Annotated in this window: 14 protein-coding genes and 2 tRNA genes; 3 read left to right on the forward strand and 13 right to left on the reverse strand. The window is 68.9% G+C overall.

What is annotated here, in order from left to right:
• Nucleotides 1-33: 33 nt before the first annotated feature.
• Entirely contained in the window at nt 34-1620 is a 1587-nt protein-coding gene (locus ACIPY5_RS09135) for an ABC transporter substrate-binding protein (RefSeq protein ID WP_400969486.1), read from the reverse strand.
• Nucleotides 1621-1749: 129 nt separating this feature from the next.
• Here ACIPY5_RS09135 and ACIPY5_RS09140 point away from each other — a divergent pair, with 129 nt between their 5' ends.
• Complete coding sequence (locus ACIPY5_RS09140) at nt 1750-2325, forward strand: Lrp/AsnC family transcriptional regulator (protein ID WP_400969489.1); 576 nt, start codon at nt 1750-1752, stop codon at nt 2323-2325.
• 33 nt (nt 2326-2358) lie between these two features.
• Here ACIPY5_RS09140 and ACIPY5_RS09145 read toward each other — a convergent pair whose 3' ends face one another.
• The 3 genes from ACIPY5_RS09145 to ACIPY5_RS09155 form a co-directional block, all read right to left on the reverse strand.
• Nucleotides 2359-2700, reverse strand: a complete 342-nt coding sequence (locus ACIPY5_RS09145; protein ID WP_309341926.1) for a hypothetical protein — start codon at nt 2698-2700, stop codon at nt 2359-2361.
• A 335-nt stretch (nt 2701-3035) separates the two neighbouring features.
• The gene (locus ACIPY5_RS09150) at nt 3036-3857 is read right to left on the reverse strand and encodes a phosphatase PAP2 family protein (RefSeq protein ID WP_400969493.1); all 822 of its coding nucleotides are present in this window, start codon (nt 3855-3857) and stop codon (nt 3036-3038) included.
• 34 nt (nt 3858-3891) lie between these two features.
• Nucleotides 3892-4632 carry a YitT family protein gene (locus ACIPY5_RS09155; RefSeq protein WP_400969496.1) on the reverse strand — a complete coding sequence of 247 codons (741 nt, stop codon included), beginning with the start codon at nt 4630-4632 and terminating at the stop codon, nt 3892-3894.
• Between the two features lie 61 nt (nt 4633-4693).
• Between ACIPY5_RS09155 and ACIPY5_RS09160 the strand changes: the two genes are divergently transcribed.
• A complete protein-coding gene (locus ACIPY5_RS09160) occupies nt 4694-6118 on the forward strand; it encodes a PLP-dependent aminotransferase family protein (protein WP_400969499.1) in 1425 nt (474 codons plus the stop codon).
• A 46-nt stretch (nt 6119-6164) separates the two neighbouring features.
• On the opposite strand, the gene ACIPY5_RS09165 is transcribed toward ACIPY5_RS09160, so the two are convergent.
• The 5 genes from ACIPY5_RS09165 to ACIPY5_RS09185 form a co-directional block, all read right to left on the reverse strand.
• Nucleotides 6165-6237, reverse strand: a tRNA-Ala gene (locus ACIPY5_RS09165).
• Between the two features lie 66 nt (nt 6238-6303).
• Nucleotides 6304-6377, reverse strand: a tRNA-Ile gene (locus tag ACIPY5_RS09170).
• A gap of 66 nt (nt 6378-6443) precedes the next feature.
• Complete coding sequence (locus ACIPY5_RS09175) at nt 6444-7355, reverse strand: DUF4097 family beta strand repeat-containing protein (RefSeq protein WP_400969501.1); 912 nt, start codon at nt 7353-7355, stop codon at nt 6444-6446.
• Nucleotides 7352-8038, reverse strand: coding sequence for a LuxR C-terminal-related transcriptional regulator (locus ACIPY5_RS09180; protein WP_400969504.1), 687 nt, complete (start codon nt 8036-8038; stop codon nt 7352-7354). Before ACIPY5_RS09180 ends, ACIPY5_RS09175 begins: the two co-directional genes overlap by 4 nt.
• Nucleotides 8039-8090: 52 nt before the next feature.
• A complete protein-coding gene (locus ACIPY5_RS09185; protein ID WP_400969506.1) occupies nt 8091-9374 on the reverse strand; it encodes a sensor histidine kinase in 1284 nt (427 codons plus the stop codon).
• A gap of 170 nt (nt 9375-9544) precedes the next feature.
• On the opposite strand from ACIPY5_RS09185, the gene ACIPY5_RS09190 reads away from it, so the two are divergent.
• Nucleotides 9545-10258, forward strand: coding sequence for a VIT family protein (locus ACIPY5_RS09190; protein WP_400969509.1), 714 nt, complete (start codon nt 9545-9547; stop codon nt 10256-10258).
• 67 nt (nt 10259-10325) lie between these two features.
• On the opposite strand, the gene ACIPY5_RS09195 is transcribed toward ACIPY5_RS09190, so the two are convergent.
• The 4 genes from ACIPY5_RS09195 to ACIPY5_RS09210 all read right to left on the reverse strand — a co-directional run bounded on the left by ACIPY5_RS09195 (nt 10326) and on the right by ACIPY5_RS09210 (nt 16049).
• Nucleotides 10326-10727: a DUF3566 domain-containing protein gene (locus ACIPY5_RS09195; protein WP_309341910.1), complete on the reverse strand. Its 402-nt coding sequence runs from the start codon at nt 10725-10727 to the stop codon at nt 10326-10328.
• Nucleotides 10724-13291 carry a DNA gyrase subunit A gene (gyrA, locus tag ACIPY5_RS09200; RefSeq protein ID WP_400969513.1) on the reverse strand — a complete coding sequence of 856 codons (2568 nt, stop codon included), beginning with the start codon at nt 13289-13291 and terminating at the stop codon, nt 10724-10726. Before gyrA ends, ACIPY5_RS09195 begins: the two co-directional genes overlap by 4 nt.
• A 45-nt stretch (nt 13292-13336) precedes the next feature.
• Entirely contained in the window at nt 13337-15424 is a 2088-nt protein-coding gene (gene gyrB, locus ACIPY5_RS09205) for a DNA topoisomerase (ATP-hydrolyzing) subunit B (protein ID WP_400969516.1), read from the reverse strand.
• A 118-nt stretch (nt 15425-15542) separates the two neighbouring features.
• Nucleotides 15543-16049, reverse strand: a complete 507-nt coding sequence (locus tag ACIPY5_RS09210) for a DUF721 domain-containing protein (RefSeq protein ID WP_400969894.1) — start codon at nt 16047-16049, stop codon at nt 15543-15545.
• Nucleotides 16050-16054 lie beyond the last annotated feature (5 nt).

Raw genomic sequence — 16054 nt, forward strand, 5'->3', positions numbered from 1 at the left:
GCCGGAACCTCGTGGCTCCGACCCCCGCAGGGCTCACTTCGCGGGGTGCAGCGTCCGCAGGTCGAGGGTCCAGGTCACGTTGTACTCGAGCCCGGCCACCTTCGAGGAGCTGGCGAGGTTGATGCCCGGGACGATCAGCGGCACGAACGGGCCGGACTCCTGCATCGCCTTCGCGTAGTCGCTGAACGCGGAGTTGCGGGCGTCGACGCTGGTCGCATTCTGCGCCTTGGTCACCAGGTCGGCGATCGAGGAGTCGGCCTCGGCGGCCCAGCCGGCGCGCAGGCCGACCTTCTGACCCGGGCCGAACGGCAGGAACGAGGAGGTGTCGGCGTAGTCGGGGCCCCAGTACCAGAGCGAGAAGGCCTCCTGCGCCTTGACGTAGGGCTGGACCTCGGTCGCGAACGGGGCCGGAGCCAGGGTCACGTTGATGCCCGCGGCCTTGAGCTGCTCCTGGACGCGCTCGGCGACCGGCGTGAACTCCACGCCGCCGACGGGGTTGTCGTTCGGGAACTGCAGCTTGATCTCCTGGCCGGTGTAGCCGGAGGCGGCGAGGGCGGCCTTGGCCTTCTCGAGGTCCTGCTTCACGCCGGACTTGTTCGCGCCGGGGAACATCGGCGGGATGACGCCGGTGGCCTGCACGGATCCGGATCCGGCCAGCTCCAGCAGCTTGTCGTAGTCGAGCGCGTAGCGCACCGCCTCGGCGAACTTGGGGTTCGCGGTCGCGCCGCCGACGTTCTTGTCCTGGTTGATGAGGAGGAAGAGGGTCTCCGCGGACGGGGCCGAGTTCACCGTGAAGCCGTCGCCGAGGTTCTTCACCTGGTCGCCGGAGAGGTCGACCGCCACGTTGGAGTCGCCGCCCTTGAGGTTGGTCAGCTGCGTGGAGGACTGCGAGATGTTGCGCACGACGATCTTGTCGTAGGCGGGCTTGTCGTCGCCGTCGTACTTGTCGTTCTTCACGAGCACGACCTGCGAGGTGAGGTCCAGCGACTGCAGCTTGTACGGACCGGATCCCGCCGAGTTCGCGTCGAGCCAGGTCTTCGCCGCGTCCTTGTCGTCGGTCGTGCCGCCGTTCTTCTCGACGAGCTTCGAGTTGAGGATCGCGAGGGAGGGGTTGGTGACGATCGCGGGCAGCTGCAGCGAAGGGGTCTTCGTCGACAGCTTCACGGTCTTGTCGTCGACCTTGGCGACGGTGATCCCCGCCATCAGGAAGTTCGCCTTGGAATCGGTGATCCCGGCGACGCGGTCGAGCGAGAACACGACGTCGTCCGCGGTGACCGGGGTGCCGTCGGAGAACTTCCGGCCGTCCTGGATCGTGAAGGTGAACTCGGTCGCATCCGAGTTCTGCTTCATGGTCGCGAGATCGGGCTTCGGCGTGGTCGAGTCGGCGCCCTGGAAGGTCAGCAGGGTGTCGTACACCGCGTGCAGCACCATGTTCCCGGTCGGCACGTAATTGCGCCCGGGGTCACCGGTCTCGAGCGAGAACGCGGTGTCGACCACGAGCGTGCCGCCCGAGGAGGAGCTGCTGGAATTGTTCGCGGAATTGCCGCCGGAGCAGCCGGCGAGCGCGATGGCGGCCACAGCGATGAGCGCTGCGGCGACGTGGCGGTAGGAACGGGCCACGGCTTCCTCCTCATTGAAGATGGACAGGTCAGACGACCGGATCGGGTTTTCCGGCACTATATCCGACTGAACGGCTCGATTTCGATCATTCGATTGTCACGCTTCCGTCACTACGGCATTATGTCCAGCATGAGCGACGATCAGCCTCCCGTCTCTGGACGATCCGCGCCCGTGATCGACGAAATCGCCTACGACATCCTTCGGGCGATGCGCCGCAATGGTCGGATCTCCATCGCCGCCCTCGCTCAGGAGGTCGGGATCTCCCGCGCCAGCGCGTACTCCCGGGTCGAGTCCCTCACCCGCGCCGGGATCATCACGGGCTACACCGCGGAGGTGGACACGACCCGCCTCGGCCTCGGGGTGAGCGCCCTCGTGTTCTGCACGATCCAGCCCCAGTCGTGGAGCTCGTTCCTCCAGGCGATCGGGGATATGCCCGATGTGGAATCGGCGATGGTGATGACCGGGGAGCACGACGTGATGCTGCTCGTGCGCAGCGTCGACATGGAGCGCATGCAGTCGCTCGTGATCGGCACGATCGCCGACCGTCCCGAGGTGACCAAGGTCGAGACCGCGATCGTGATGGGCGAGGTCTTCCGCCGGCCTTTCGTGCTCCCGGACGAGATCCCGGAGCGCGCGGCGATCGGGGTCGACAGCGGCCTGATGCGGTTCACCCGCACCGACGGGAGCCGCGGGACCCGCGTCTGAGCGCGGTCCGGAGCACGGGCGTCGAGCCGGGTGTCAGACCTGCAGGCAGACGCTCACGTGGTCGATGCCGTCGACGGCGAAGTCCTCTATGAGGCGGATCCGGCCGTCATCCTCCTGCTCGGCGCGGCTCACCGCGTCGCCGCGCACGACGGAGCCGTCGCTGACCAGCGCGTGCGCGAAGGAGACCCGCACCTCCGCGCCGGCGATCTCGCCGACGAAGCGGCCCTCTGTGACGGTGTCGCCGGTGTACTCGCCCCAGATCAGGCGGCCGTCCTGGTGGTAGTCGAAGGTCGTCGGAGCGTCGGAATCGACCTTGCTGGCGGTCGAGGAGACCATGGCGAAGCGCAGTCCGTCGAGAAAGAGCGTGGAAGGCATGACGACGAGTATGGACCCGGGAACGGGCTTCGACGCAATCCCCGCATCGTTCGACGGGGGCCGGAGACCCGGTCCGCGGCGGTGTCGCGCACACGGTTCTGGCCGCTCCGGAATGACAATTCCCGGAGCGCCGGAATCTATTAACAGGTTCATCCACATGTGGATTACTCGGTGAATGCGGAAATCGTCCCGCGACCCGGCATCCATCCGCCTCCATCGTCGCGATACCGGCTGTTCAACGGTTGTTTTCCCGCATCCGGCCGTACCCCGCGGCACGCGCCCAACCGGTATTCCGGAAGGGCCGACGCCGGCCTTGGAATTCGCCCTGAGCCGGCTCAGGAAATCCTGCGGAAGATCGCATTCCCCGCGGCCGCCAGGGCGCTCCCGACGGCGAGGATCGCCGCGCCGCCGCCCGCGTACGCGATCTGGAGGTGGCTGCCGTGGTTCTGCACGGTGATGAAGATGATGACGAACGCGATGCCGGAGGCGAGCGCACTCGCCCCGGCGATCCACCACAGCGCCGGCAGCGTGCGGGCGGGCGGGACGGCCTCCGGCACACGCCAGAGCAGCAGAGCGATCCCGCCGAGACAGCCGCATGCCGCGACGAGCATGAATGCCGCGACGACATCGCTCGGGCGGTGCCACTGCTGGATCACGAGCAGCACCCCGGTGAGCACCGCGAATGCGCCGCCCAGCACCGCCGCGAGAGGGCGCCACCGCGGGGGAGACACGACGAAGATCGCGAACGCCGCAGCGGCGGCGACCGTCGCATGCCCGGAAGGGAATGAATTGCTCAGCAGGTCGGTCGCGCCGGTCGCTGCGCGCTCCAGGAACACATGCTTGGCGAGTTCCGCGGCGATCACGGCGATCCCTCCCACCGCGAGGGCCACCAGCAGATGCCGGAAGCGACGCGTCACCAGGCCGATGACGAGCGTGAGCAGGATCCCTCCGCCGATCGCGACGGTCGGCACATTGCCCAGCACCATGCCGGTCAGCCGGTAGACCAGGTCGTGCTGCGAGGAGGCCCCCACGAAGGCCCTCTCATCGACGATCTGCCCGACATAGGTGCGCACGAAGAAGACGTAGGTCGCCACGAACGCAGCCGCCAGGATCACGGCGGCTATCGCGAAGGACCACACTCCACGTCTCGCCGCCATGCACCCATCATGCAGGGTCGAACTGTGCGATCGCTCACCAGTCGCTGCGATCGCGCGCGGCACGCAGGTCGTCGAGGGCGCGGGAGTCGTCATGCGTCGCGACCGCGCCTCGCTGAAGGATCGGACGGGGAAGGCCGGCATCCTCCGGGCTCCGCGGACGGCTCGCGGCCGTCTCCGTCTTCTCCGCATCGCCCCGACCCGTCCGCGCGGTGTCGAGCAGGGGGAGGGCGATGTGCACGAGAGGGCCGATCCCGAGCGCGAACACGACCGTGCCGATGCCGACGGTGCCGCCCAGCAGCCACCCGATCGCGAGCACGGTGAGCTCCACCGAGAGCCGGGCCGCCCAGATCGGCCAGCCGAGACGCCCGTGCATCCCGGTCATCAGGCCGTCGCGCGGCCCTGGTCCGAAACGCGCGCCGATGTAGAGCCCGCTGGCGAGGGCGACCACGACCACCCCGGCGACGAGCACGAGCACCTGAATGAGCAGGCCGTGCACCGGGGGGATGACCGTCACGGTCCCCTGGATCGCGGTGCCCACGAGAAGCACGTTCAGGAGCGTGCCGACTCCCGGCTTCTGCCGCAGCGGGATCCACAGCAGCAGCACGAGCAGCCCGACGATGTTGGTGATCCACCCGACGCCGATGCCGGTGCGCAGCGAGAGGCCCTGCGCGAACACGGTCCACGGGTCCACGCCCAGTCCGGCCACGATCGTGAGCCCGCACCCGAAGCCGTAGAGCACGAGCCCGATGAGCAGCTGCAGCACACGTCTTGTCATGGATCCATGATGATCCTCAACTGGACTGTTGTGACCAGTCCAATCGTTCTAGGCTGGCCTCATGGACTCCCGACTCTCCGCGCGCGCCCTCGTCGAGCTGCTCGGTCTGTGGCGCACCAGCGAACCCGCGTTCGACGCCCTCGCCGATGCCATCCGCCTGCTCTGCCTCGACAACCGGATCGCCCCGGAGACCGCGCTGCCTGCCGAGCGAGAGCTCGCGACGGCCCTCGGCGTGAGCCGCACCACGGTCGCGGCGGCCTACCGCGCCCTCCGCGCCACCGGGCACATCGTGAGCCGGCAGGGGTCGGGCAGCGTCACCCGGCCGCTCGGGCGCACCATGTCGGCGCGCTGGTTCGACCGCGAGGGCATCGACCTGCAGCAGGCCAGCCCTCCCGCCTGGCCCGGCCTGCCCGGGGTGATCGCCGAGACCGCGGCGTCGATCACGGCGCTCGTGTCGCGCGCGGGATACGACATCCTCGGCCACGCCGAGCTGCGCGCCGCGATCGCCGACCGGTACACCGGGCTCGGGATCCCGACGTCGCCCGAGCAGATCATGGTCACCACCGGCGCGCAGCAGGCGCTCAACCTCATCGCGTCGACCCTGCTGCGCCGGGCCGACCGGGTGCTCATCGAGACGCCCAGCTACCCGCACGCCATGGAGACGTTCCGTCGTGTGGGCGCCCGCCTCGTCGGCGTTCCCGTCGAGACCGCGCACGGGTGGGACCTGGATCGCGCCGCGCAGGCCTTCGCCCGCGCAAGGCCCGTGCTCTCGTACCTGATGCCGGAGTTCCAGAACCCCACAGGGCGCACGATGACGCTCGAGGAGCGCGCCGTGTTCGAGCGCGCCGCGCATGACGCGGGCTCCTTCCTGCTCGTGGACGAGACGACGGCCGACCTCGACATCGACGGCCTTCCGCGTCTGCAGCCGCTCGGTGCGGCGGACACCGGGACGATCCGGGTCGGTTCGCTGGGCAAGTCGGTCTGGGGCGGACTGCGGATCGGGTGGATCCGCGCGGCGGACGACGTGATCCGCAGGCTGCGTGCCGCCCGCCCGACGCACGACCTCGGAACACCCGACCTGGAGCAGGCCGTCGCGACGCGCATCGTGCACCGCCTCGGCGAGATCCTGCCGCAGCGTGCGGCTCTGCTCGGCGCGGGCAGGGACGCGCTGACGGCAGCACTCCGGCGGGAGCTGCCCGACTGGTCTGTGCCGGAGGTGCATGGCGGGGTCGCGATCTGGGCGGGCCTGGGCATGCCGCTCAGCTCGGCGCTCGTGATCGACGCCGCCGCGCACGGGCTGCACCTGAGCGCGGGCCCACGGTTCGCCGTGGAGGGCGGGCACGAGCGTCATCTGCGCATCCCGTTCACCACCGAGCCGCGGGAGCTCGAACGGGCCGTGGAGATCCTCGCCGGCTCATGGCAGCGCGTCACGGCCGGCACGCCGCGCACGACCGGGTCCGCGACGCTCGCCGAAGCGGTCGTGTGAACGGAAACGGACCCGGTCGTGAAGACCGGGTCCGTTCTGGTTCCTGTGGAGCCTAGGAGATTCGAACTCCTGACATCCTGCTTGCAAAGCAGGCGCTCTACCAACTGAGCTAAGGCCCCGTGTCGAATTCGACGGGTTTCGACCGAATGAGCGGATCCGATTTCTCGGATCCGCTCACATGTCGGTGGGGCTACCAGGACTTGAACCTGGGACCTCTTCATTATCAGTGAAGCGCTCTAACCGCCTGAGCTATAGCCCCGTATCAACCTCCAAGACTTTACCGGACGTTGACACGATCGCGAAATCGAGCGCGGCTCGGCGTCGCTCAGCTCCCCTCGCGGAGGGTGATGCTGCCCGCCGACAGGCGGGCGCCGATGCGGTGGGTCGAGGACGGATCCGTCTGGATCCTCGCGTCGATGGTGCCCGCCGACGAGTCCCTCATGAGCGCGTAGCGCCCCGTCGGCACCGTCACGTCCATGGATCCGGCGCTCACGTCCAGGCGGACATCGTCGGGCTGGCGGCCCGAGATCGTCGCGTTCAGCTCCCCCGCCGACATCGACAGATCCGCGGTGGTCACGTCGTTCAGGCGCAGCGTCGCCGATCCCGCGTTCACCGTGGTGGTCACGGTCTTCGCGCCGCCGTCGAGCGTGAGCGAGCCGGCGTTGACCTTCGTGGTCAAGGTGTCGAAGCGGCCCTCGGTCGTGAGCGCGCCGGCGTCCAGCTGCAGATCGGCGGTCAGCTCGCCCTCCAGGTCCCTGGGCAGGGTGAGCGTCATCTGCGGATCGATCCCGAACCATCCGCCGATCCACCAGCCGAACGGGCCGTTGGGACGATCGACCCGCAGGACGTCGCCGTCGCGACGCATCGTCCAGTCGCTGCTGCCGGTGCCGCTGACGCGCATGGTCGCCTCGCTCACGTCGTCGAAGCGGATCGTGGCGGAGCCGCGCCCCACCTCGACCTTGAGGCCCGTGACCCCGGTCGTGTCGACGCTCGTGCTGCGCGCCGTCGAGCCGTCGCTCGCGGCGACCTGGGTGACGGCCGCGAGAGCGGATCCGCCGCCGACCGTGACCAGCGCCCCGCCGCCGATGATCGCCGCGGCGATGGTGATCGCGGTCAGCGTGCTCCGGCTCGGGCTCGACGCGGGTGCGGGGCAGGACGCGACGGGATCAGGGCCGTGCGGCGCCGATGCACCGGCCGGATCCTGCTCGGGTGCGCTCGGAGGGGTGAGGTTCGTCATCGGTTCGTTCCTGTCTGCGGGCCGTTCAGGCCGGCATTGGAGAGATGGGCGATCGTGGCGAGCACCCGGCGGTTGCCGGACTCGTCGGGCTCGAGCCCGAGCTTCTGGAAGATGGCGGTGATGTGCTTCTCGACGCTGGCCTCGGAGAGGAACAGCGTCGCGGCGATGGCCTGGTTCGACTTGCCCTCCGCGATCAGCGCGAGCACCGTGCGCTCCCTCTCGGTGAGGCTCTGCATGCGGTCGTCCTGGTTGCGTCGGGTGAGCAGCTGCGCGACCACCTCCGGATCCAGGACCGTGGATCCGGACGCGATGCGCGCGACCGACTCGATGAACTCCGACACGTCGGCCACCCGGTCCTTCAGCAGGTAGCCGAGCGGCCCCGCCGAGCCCTGCGCGATGATCAGGTCGCTCGCGTAGCGCTCCTCCACGTACTGGGAGAGGACGAGCAGCGGGAGCTGCGGGAGCCTCTTCCGCAGCGAGAGCGCCGCACGGATCCCCTCGTCCACGAACGTCGGCGGCAGGCGGACGTCGAGGATGCAGAGTTCGGGATCCGTGGCGTCGACGGTCTCGTCGAGGTCGGTCGCGTCGGGGAGCGCCGCGACGACCGTGTGGCCGGCGTCTTCGAGAAGCCGCACGAGCCCTTCGCGGAGCAGGACCGAGTCCTCGCAGATCAGGATCCTCATGAGATGCGCTCCTTCCGGTCGGCGTCGTCGTGCTGGTCGCGAGGCGAGCAGATCAGGATGCGCACGGGACGCTCACCTCCAGGCTGGTCGGACCGCCGGCAGGGCTGTCCAGGCGGAACGTGCCGCCGGCGGCGAGCACGCGGTTGCCGATCCCGTCCAGGCCGCCGCCGGGAAGCACGGTCGCACCGCCGATGCCGTTGTCCTCGACCCGGGCCCAGAGCGTGCCTCCGTCACGCACCCGCACGACGACCCGGCATTCGCTGGCCCTGGAGTGCTTGGCCGCGTTGGTGAGCGACTCCGCGATGGTGAAGTACACCGCCGCCTCGGCATCGCGCGAGCACCGCCCACTGAGCCGCACATCGAGGACGACCGGCACGGGGGAGCGCCCCGCCAGCGCGGAGAGCGCCGCGTCCAGTCCGCGGTCGTCGAGCACCGAGGCGTGGATTCCTCGCGCGAGCTGGCGCAGCTCGGTGATCGCCGCCTTCGTCGAGGTGTGCGCCTCGGCGATGAGCGCCTTGGCGGCCTCCGGATCCGAGTCGATCTTCTGCTGCGCCATCCCGAGGGTCATGCCGACGGAGACGAGACGGGGCTGGACGCCGTCGTGCAGATCACGCTCGATGCGGGTGCGTTCGACGTCCGCCGCTCGCACCGCGCCCGCGCGCTGGGCGGTGGTCGTGCGCACCTGCTCGCTGAGGTCGAGGTTGCGATCGGGGGTGGCCACGATGCCCCGGGAGATCACCCGGTGCAGCAGCGCCACGCTGATGATGCCGACGATGCCCGCCGCAGCCCCCGCGCCGCCGATGAGCGGAGCCCAGGCGCTCGGGTACCTCGTGCCCCAGCCGGTGTCGACCTCGCCCGAGGTGAAGAGCGGAGCGAACGCCGTGACCGCCGACCACCCGAACCACGCCATGAGCCGCAGCACCAGGGATCCGAGCGCGCAGGCGATCGCGAAGTTCGCCAATGCCCGCCACATCCGTCCGTTGTAGGCCTGACGCCACAGGGAGAGCAGCCAGCCACCGAAGCCGGGGCGGTCGACCGCACGCCAGCGAAGGGGCGGGAGGTCGAACCCGTACAGACCGTTCAGCCGGGCGATCTCGAACCAGGCGACGCCGAAGACCGCATAGACCAGGCCGACGAGGACGACCAGGCCGACGCCGATGAAGCTGAGACCGAAGCCGAGCCCCAGGCCTCCGCCGAGGATGCCCATCACACCGGATCCGACCACGCCGAGGGCGGCGAGCTCGAGGATCGTGAGGAAGAGGCGCACCGGTGTGCGTGCCGCCGCCGCGACGGGACCTGTCGCGGGAGGAGGGGAGAAGGACGGTGCTGTGGTCATGGCTCCACGCTAGGGGCGCGTCCGGGCGCGCGGAACGGAGGAACCCGGGTGATCCGGTTCGGGGTTTCCGTAAGGACCGCGGTTATGCATGCCTAGCCTTGATGGACGCCGGTGCGCGCAGGTGCTTACGTGGACCCAGGGAGTGTCCTCGGCGAACGGAGAGAGACGACGTGACTGCACTGCATCCGCACGAACCGCACGGCACGGGCCTCGGACAGCGTCTGAACTGGCTCCGCGCCGGAGTCCTCGGCGCGAACGACGGCATCGTCTCGGTCGCCTCGCTCGTCGTGGGCGTCGCCGGCGCGACGACCGACAACGCCGCCCTGCTGGTGGCGGGACTCGCCGGCCTGATCGGCGGCGCGATCTCGATGGCGCTCGGCGAGTACGTCTCGGTGAGCAGCCAGCGCGACAGCGAGCACGCCCTCATCGCGAAGGAGCGTGAGGAGCTGCGCACCATGCCCGAGGCGGAGCTCGCCGAACTCACCGAGCTGTACCGTCAGCGCGGTCTCAGCGACGACACCGCGCACCGGGTCGCCGTCGAGCTCACCGCCCATGACGCGCTGGCCGCGCACCTGGAGGTCGAGCTCGGCATCGACCAGGACGACCTCGTCAATCCCTGGCACGCGGCGATCTCCTCCGCGATCGCGTTCACGGTCGGCGCCATCCTGCCGCTGCTCGCGATCCTGCTGCCGCCCCCGGCCTGGCGCGTGCCGGTCACCTTCGTCGCGGTGCTGATCGCCCTCGCGGCGACGGGCTTCGTCTCGGCGCGGATCGGCGGCTCCAACCCTGTGCGCGCCTCGATCCGGCTGGTCATCGGCGGGGCGCTGGCGCTCGTCGCGACCTGGCTCATCGGCACGCTGCTCGGGGCCACCGGGGTCGTCTGACCGCGACCCGCGGCAGGGACGCAGAAGGCCCGGATCCGAGGATCCGGGCCTTCTGCGGTGAAAAGCGTCAGTTCGAGGTGAAGCCGACCAGCAGTCCGCCGGTGACCTTGACCGCGAGGTTGTAGATGCCGGCGACGATCGCGCCGAGCACCGTGAACACGATGAGGTTGAGGATCGCGACGACGGATCCGAACGCGAGCACCTGCGGCAGGCCGATGACGGCGCTCAGCTTGGCGCCGTCGGCGATGCCCGAGACGAACTCGTCGGCCTTGGTCATCAGGCCCGTGGCATCGATCACCAGGTAGATGAGCAGGAACGAGACGAGCGTCACGATCGCGATGGCGACCGCCCCCAGGAAGGACAGCTTCACCGCCGACCAGAAGTCGATGTAGACCAGGCGCAGGCGCACCTGCTTGCTGGAGGTCTTCCGGGAAGACTTCTTCGCGAGCTTGTCGGCTACCGTGCTCATGCGTCAGTTCCTTCGGGGGCTTCGGGGGATTCTGTCTCGGGTGCCGCGCCGGAGTCCTCGGACTCGTCGTTGTCGGCCAGGCCGCGCTCGGTGTTCCGAGCGATCGCGAGGATCCGATCGTCCTCGGCGGCCCTCGCGAAGACGACGCCCATGGTGTTGCGACCCTTCGCCGGGACCTCGGCCACGGCAGAGCGTACCACCTTGCCGCTGGCAAGAACCACAAGGACCTCATCGTCCTCCTGGACGATCAGACCCCCCGCCAGAATGCCCCGGTCATCGTTCAGTTTCGCGACCTTGATGCCCTGGCCGCCGCGGCCCTGCACCCGGTATTCGTCGACCGACGTGCGCTTCGCGTAGCCTCCGTCGGTGACGACGAAGACGAAGCCGTCGCCGGTGACGAGCGAGGCGGAGAGCAGGCTGTCATCGCCGTTGAACCGCATGCCCTTGACGCCCTCGGTCGCGCGTCCCATCGGACGCAGCGCCTCATCGGTGGCCTGGAAGCGCACCGACATCCCGTGCCGGCTGATCAGCAGGACGTCGTCGGTGGCGTCGGCGAGGAAGGCACTGACGAGCTCGTCCTCCTCGCGGAGACGGATCGCGATGACCCCGCCCTGACGGTTGGTGTCGTAGTCGCCGAGGCGGCTCTTCTTCACCAGCCCGCCGCGGGTGGCGAGCACCAGATACTGCGCCGCGTCGTAGTCGCGGATGTCGAGGATCTGGGCGATCTTCTCGTCCGGCTGCAGCGCGAGCAGGTTGGCGACGTGCTGTCCCTTCGCGTCGCGGCCGGCCTCGGGGATCTCGTACGCCTTGGTGCGGTAGACCCGGCCCTTGTCCGTGAAGAACAGCAGCCAGTGGTGCGTGGTGGTCACGAAGAAGTGCTCGACGAGGTCGTCGGCCCGCAGCTGCGCGCCCTTGACGCCCTTGCCGCCGCGGTGCTGCGACCGGTAGTTGTCGCTGCGCGTTCGCTTGACGTAGCCCTCACGGGTGACCGTGATGACCATCTCCTCCTCGGCGATGAGGTCTTCCATCGAGACGTCGCCGTCGAAGCCGTGCAGGATGTGGGTGCGACGCTCATCCCCGAAGCGGTCGACGATCGCCGTGAGCTCCTCGCGGATGATCTCGCGCTGGCGGCCCTCGTCGGCGATGATCTCCTTGTAGTCGGCGATCCGGGCCTCGAGCTCGGTCGCCTCGTCGATGATCTTCTGGCGCTCCATCGCCGCGAGGCGACGCAGCTGCATGTCGAGGATCGCCTGCGCCTGCTCCTCGTCGATGTCGAGGAGGCGCTGCAGGCCCTCGTTCGCCTCGGCCGCGGTGGGCGAGCGGCGGATCAGCGTGATGACCTCGTCCAGCGCGTCGAGCGCCTTGAGGTAGCCCTGCAGGATGTGCATGCGCGCCTCGGCCTTGGCCAGGCGGAACTTCGTGCGGCGCACGATGACGTCGATCTGGTGGTCGAGCCAGTGCGTGATGAAGCCGTCGAGCGCGAGCGTGCGCGGCACGCCGTCGACGATCGCGAGCATGTTGGCGCCGAAGTTGTCCTGCAGCTGCGTGTGCTTGTAGAGGTTGTTCAGCACGACCTTCGCGACCGCATCGCGCTTGAGCACGATCACGAGACGCTGACCGGTGCGGTCGCTGGACTCGTCGCGGATGTCGGCGATGCCCGTGATCTTGCCGTCCCGGGCCAGGTCGCCGATCTTCACCGCGAGGTTGTCGGGGTTCACCTGGTACGGCAGCTCGGTGATCACGAGGCAGGTGCGGCCCTGGATCTCCTCGACGCCGACCACCGCGCGCATCGTGATGGATCCGCGTCCGGTGCGGTACGCCTCCTGGATCCCCTTCGTGCCGAGGATCTGCGCGCCGGTCGGGAAGTCCGGACCCGGGATGCGCTGGATCAGACCCTCGAGCAGCTCCTCACGGGGAAGTCCGGGGTTCTGCAGCGCCCAGAGCGCCGCGTCCGAGACCTCGCGCAGGTTGTGCGGCGGGATGTTGGTCGCCATGCCGACCGCGATACCGATCGAGCCGTTCACGAGCAGGTTCGGGAACCGCGCCGGCAGGACGTCGGGCTCCTCGGTCTGGCCGTCGTAGTTCGGCGAGAAGTCGACCGTGGCCTCTTCGATGTCGCGCACCATCTCCAGCGCGAGCGGGGCCATCTTGGTCTCGGTGTATCGCGGTGCGGCGGCGCCCATGTTGCCGGGAGAGCCGAAGTTGCCCTGCCCGAGCGCGAGCGGGTAGCGCAGCGACCAGGGCTGCACGAGGCGCACGAGGGTGTCGTAGATCGCGGAGTCGCCGTGCGGGTGGTACTGACCCATGACCTCGCCGACCACGCGGGCGCACTTGGAGAACGACTTGTCCGGGCGGAATCCGCCGTCGTACATGCCGTAGATCACGCGGCGGTGCACAGGCTTGAGCCCGTCCCGCACATCGGGCAGCGCGCGGCCGACGATGACCGCCATCGCGTAGTCGAGGTAGGACCGCTGCATCTCGGACTGCAGGTCGACCTGGTCGATCTTGCCGTGGTTGTGCCCGTCGGGGCCGGTCACTGAGCCGGTCGAAGTGTCGTCAGTCATGAATCAATCTCTCGTGTGGATCGCCGCTGTCGTGGAGCATGCGGATCAGATGTCGAGGAAGCGGACGTCCTTGGCGTTGCGCTGGATGAAGCTGCGGCGGGACTCGACGTCCTCGCCCATCAGCACGCTGAAGATCTCGTCGGCGGCGGCCGCGTCGTCGATCGTGATCTGGCGGAGCGTGCGCGTGGTGTGATCCATCGTGGTCTCCCACAGCTCCTTGGCGTTCATCTCGCCGAGACCCTTGTAGCGCTGGATGCCCGCTTCCTTGGGGATCCGCTTGCCGTTCGCGAGACCGTCGTTGAGGAGGGCGTCGCGCTCGGCGTCCGAGTACACGTACTCGTGCGGCGAGTTCGTCCACTTCAGCCGGTACAGCGGCGGCATCGCCAGGAACACGAAGCCGGCCTCGATGAGTCCGCGCATGTAGCGGAACAGCAGCGTCAGCAGCAGCGTGGTGATGTGCTGGCCGTCGACGTCGGCATCCGCCATGAGCACGATCTTGTGATAGCGCGCCTTGTCGAGATCGAAGTCCTCGCCGATGCCCGTGCCGAAGGCCTGGATCATCGCCTGGACCTCTTTGTTCGCGAGCGCCTTGTCCAGGCGCGCGCGCTCGACGTTGAGGATCTTGCCGCGCAGCGCCAGGATCGCCTGGGTGTGCGGGTCGCGGCCCTGCACCGCGGAGCCGCCGGCCGAGTCGCCCTCCACCAGGAAGATCTCGCTGATCGAGGGATCCTTGCTCGTGCAGTCCTTGAGCTTGTCGGGCATCGCGGCCGACTCGAAGACGCTCTTCCGCCGCGCGGTCTCGCGCGCCTTGCGGGCGGCCATCCGGGCGGTCGCGGCCTCGACGGCCTTCGTCACGACGTTCTTGGCCTGCTTCGGGTTACGCTCGAACCAGTCGCCGAGCTGGTCGCCGACCACCTTCTGCGTGAAGGCCTTCGCCTCGGTGTTGCCGAGCTTCGTCTTGGTCTGGCCCTCGAACTGCGGTTCGCCGAGCTTGATCGAGATGACCGCGGTGAGTCCCTCGCGCACGTCGTCGCCGGTGAGGTTGTCGTCCTTCTCCTTGAGGATGTTGTTGGCGCGCGCGTAGCGGTTGACGAGCGTCGTCAGCGCCGCGCGGAAGCCCTCCTCGTGGGTGCCGCCCTCATGCGTGTTGATCGTGTTCGCGTAGGTGAACACGTTCTCCGTGTAGCCCGTGGTCCACTGCATCGCGACCTCGAGCGAGATCTTGCGCGCGGTGTCCTCCGACTCGAAGGCGATGATCTCGTCGTTGACGGCCTCGGCCTTGCGCACGTGGTTGAGGTACTCGACGTAGTCCACGAGACCGCGCTCGTAGAAGAAGACGTCGGCGCGCTGGCGGGTGACGACGGTGCCGTCGACCTCCTCGTCGACCGTGGCGCCCTCGCGCTCGTCGAGCAGCTCGATGCGCAGGCCCTTGTTCAGGAACGCCATCTGCTGGAAGCGGGTGCGCAGCGTGTCGTACTCGAACTCGACGGTCTCGGTGAAGATCTCCGCATCCGGCCAGAACGTGATGGCCGTCCCGGTCTCGTCGGTCGCCTCGCCCTTCTCGAGCTGCTGCTGCGGGGCGCCGCCGTCCGCGAAGCTGTGGCGCCAGACGAAGCCCTTCTGCTTGACCTCGACGTCGAACCGGGTCGACAGCGCGTTGACCACGGAGGATCCCACGCCGTGCAGACCGCCGGAGACGGCATAGGCGCCGCCGCCGAACTTGCCGCCGGCGTGCAGGATCGTCAGAACGACCTCGACCGTCGACTTGGTCGGGTCGGAGGAGTGCGGGTCGACCGGGATGCCGCGCCCGTTGTCGATGACGCGGACGCCGCCGTCGGCCAGGAGCGTCACGAGGATCGTGTCCGCGTAGCCGGCGAGGGCCTCATCGACCGAGTTGTCGACGATCTCGTACACCAGGTGGTGCAGCCCCCGGGGTCCGGTCGAGCCGATGTACATGCCGGGGCGCTTGCGCACCGCCTCGAGACCCTCGAGGATCTGGATCGAGTCGGCGCCGTACTCCACATCCGGAGCAGGCGCGGTCGGCTTCGTCGCGGATCCGGGTGCTTCAGCCCCCGTCTGGGTCGAGTCGTTCGCGGTCGATTCGTTCGCGTCAGAGGGGGTTTCAGGCGTCATCTGAGGGGAGGCTCCACATCGAAGATCTAGACGCTCAGTCTATCGGAAAGACCCCTTCCTGTCTCGTTGTACGCGCTTCTGCGCGCCTGAAGTCCCCCAGGACGGGATGGATCATGTCCTAACCGTAGGTATCGCGCGGACCGCGCCCTGGAGCGACTCTGGGGCCCCATTTCCACGAAGGGACGTCCGGCCCGACGAAGCGGATGTTCTGAACACCGGCCTCCGGATACCGGCGCCCGATCTCGGTGATGATCACCGCGCGCATGTACTGCAGGTTCTTCGCCCAGGCCGTCGAGTCGCACTTGACGGTGAGCATGCCGCCGTCGAGCGACACGGGCTCGGAGTGCTTCGCGGTGTCGGGACCGGCGAGCTCCGCCCACTGGAGGACGAGATCCTCCCGGCTCAGCGCCGCCTCCCAGCCCGCATCCTTGGTGAGCTTCGCGAGCACGTCGCCGAGCGTGCCGGGATCCCGGCCGGCGGTGAACGGCGCGTTCTCGTCGTCGACGAGGCGCTTCTTGCGCTTCCAGTTCTTCGAGCTCGGCTTGAGCCCGCGCAGGCGCAGGTAGGTCGCGATGGTCTCGGGCACGTCCGACTCGGGGACGTCGGGTACGGCGACGTCGGACACGGAGC

It is taken from the genome of Microbacterium sp. NPDC089698 (genome assembly GCF_044749045.1).
Lineage (GTDB): Bacteria > Actinomycetota > Actinomycetes > Actinomycetales > Microbacteriaceae > Microbacterium.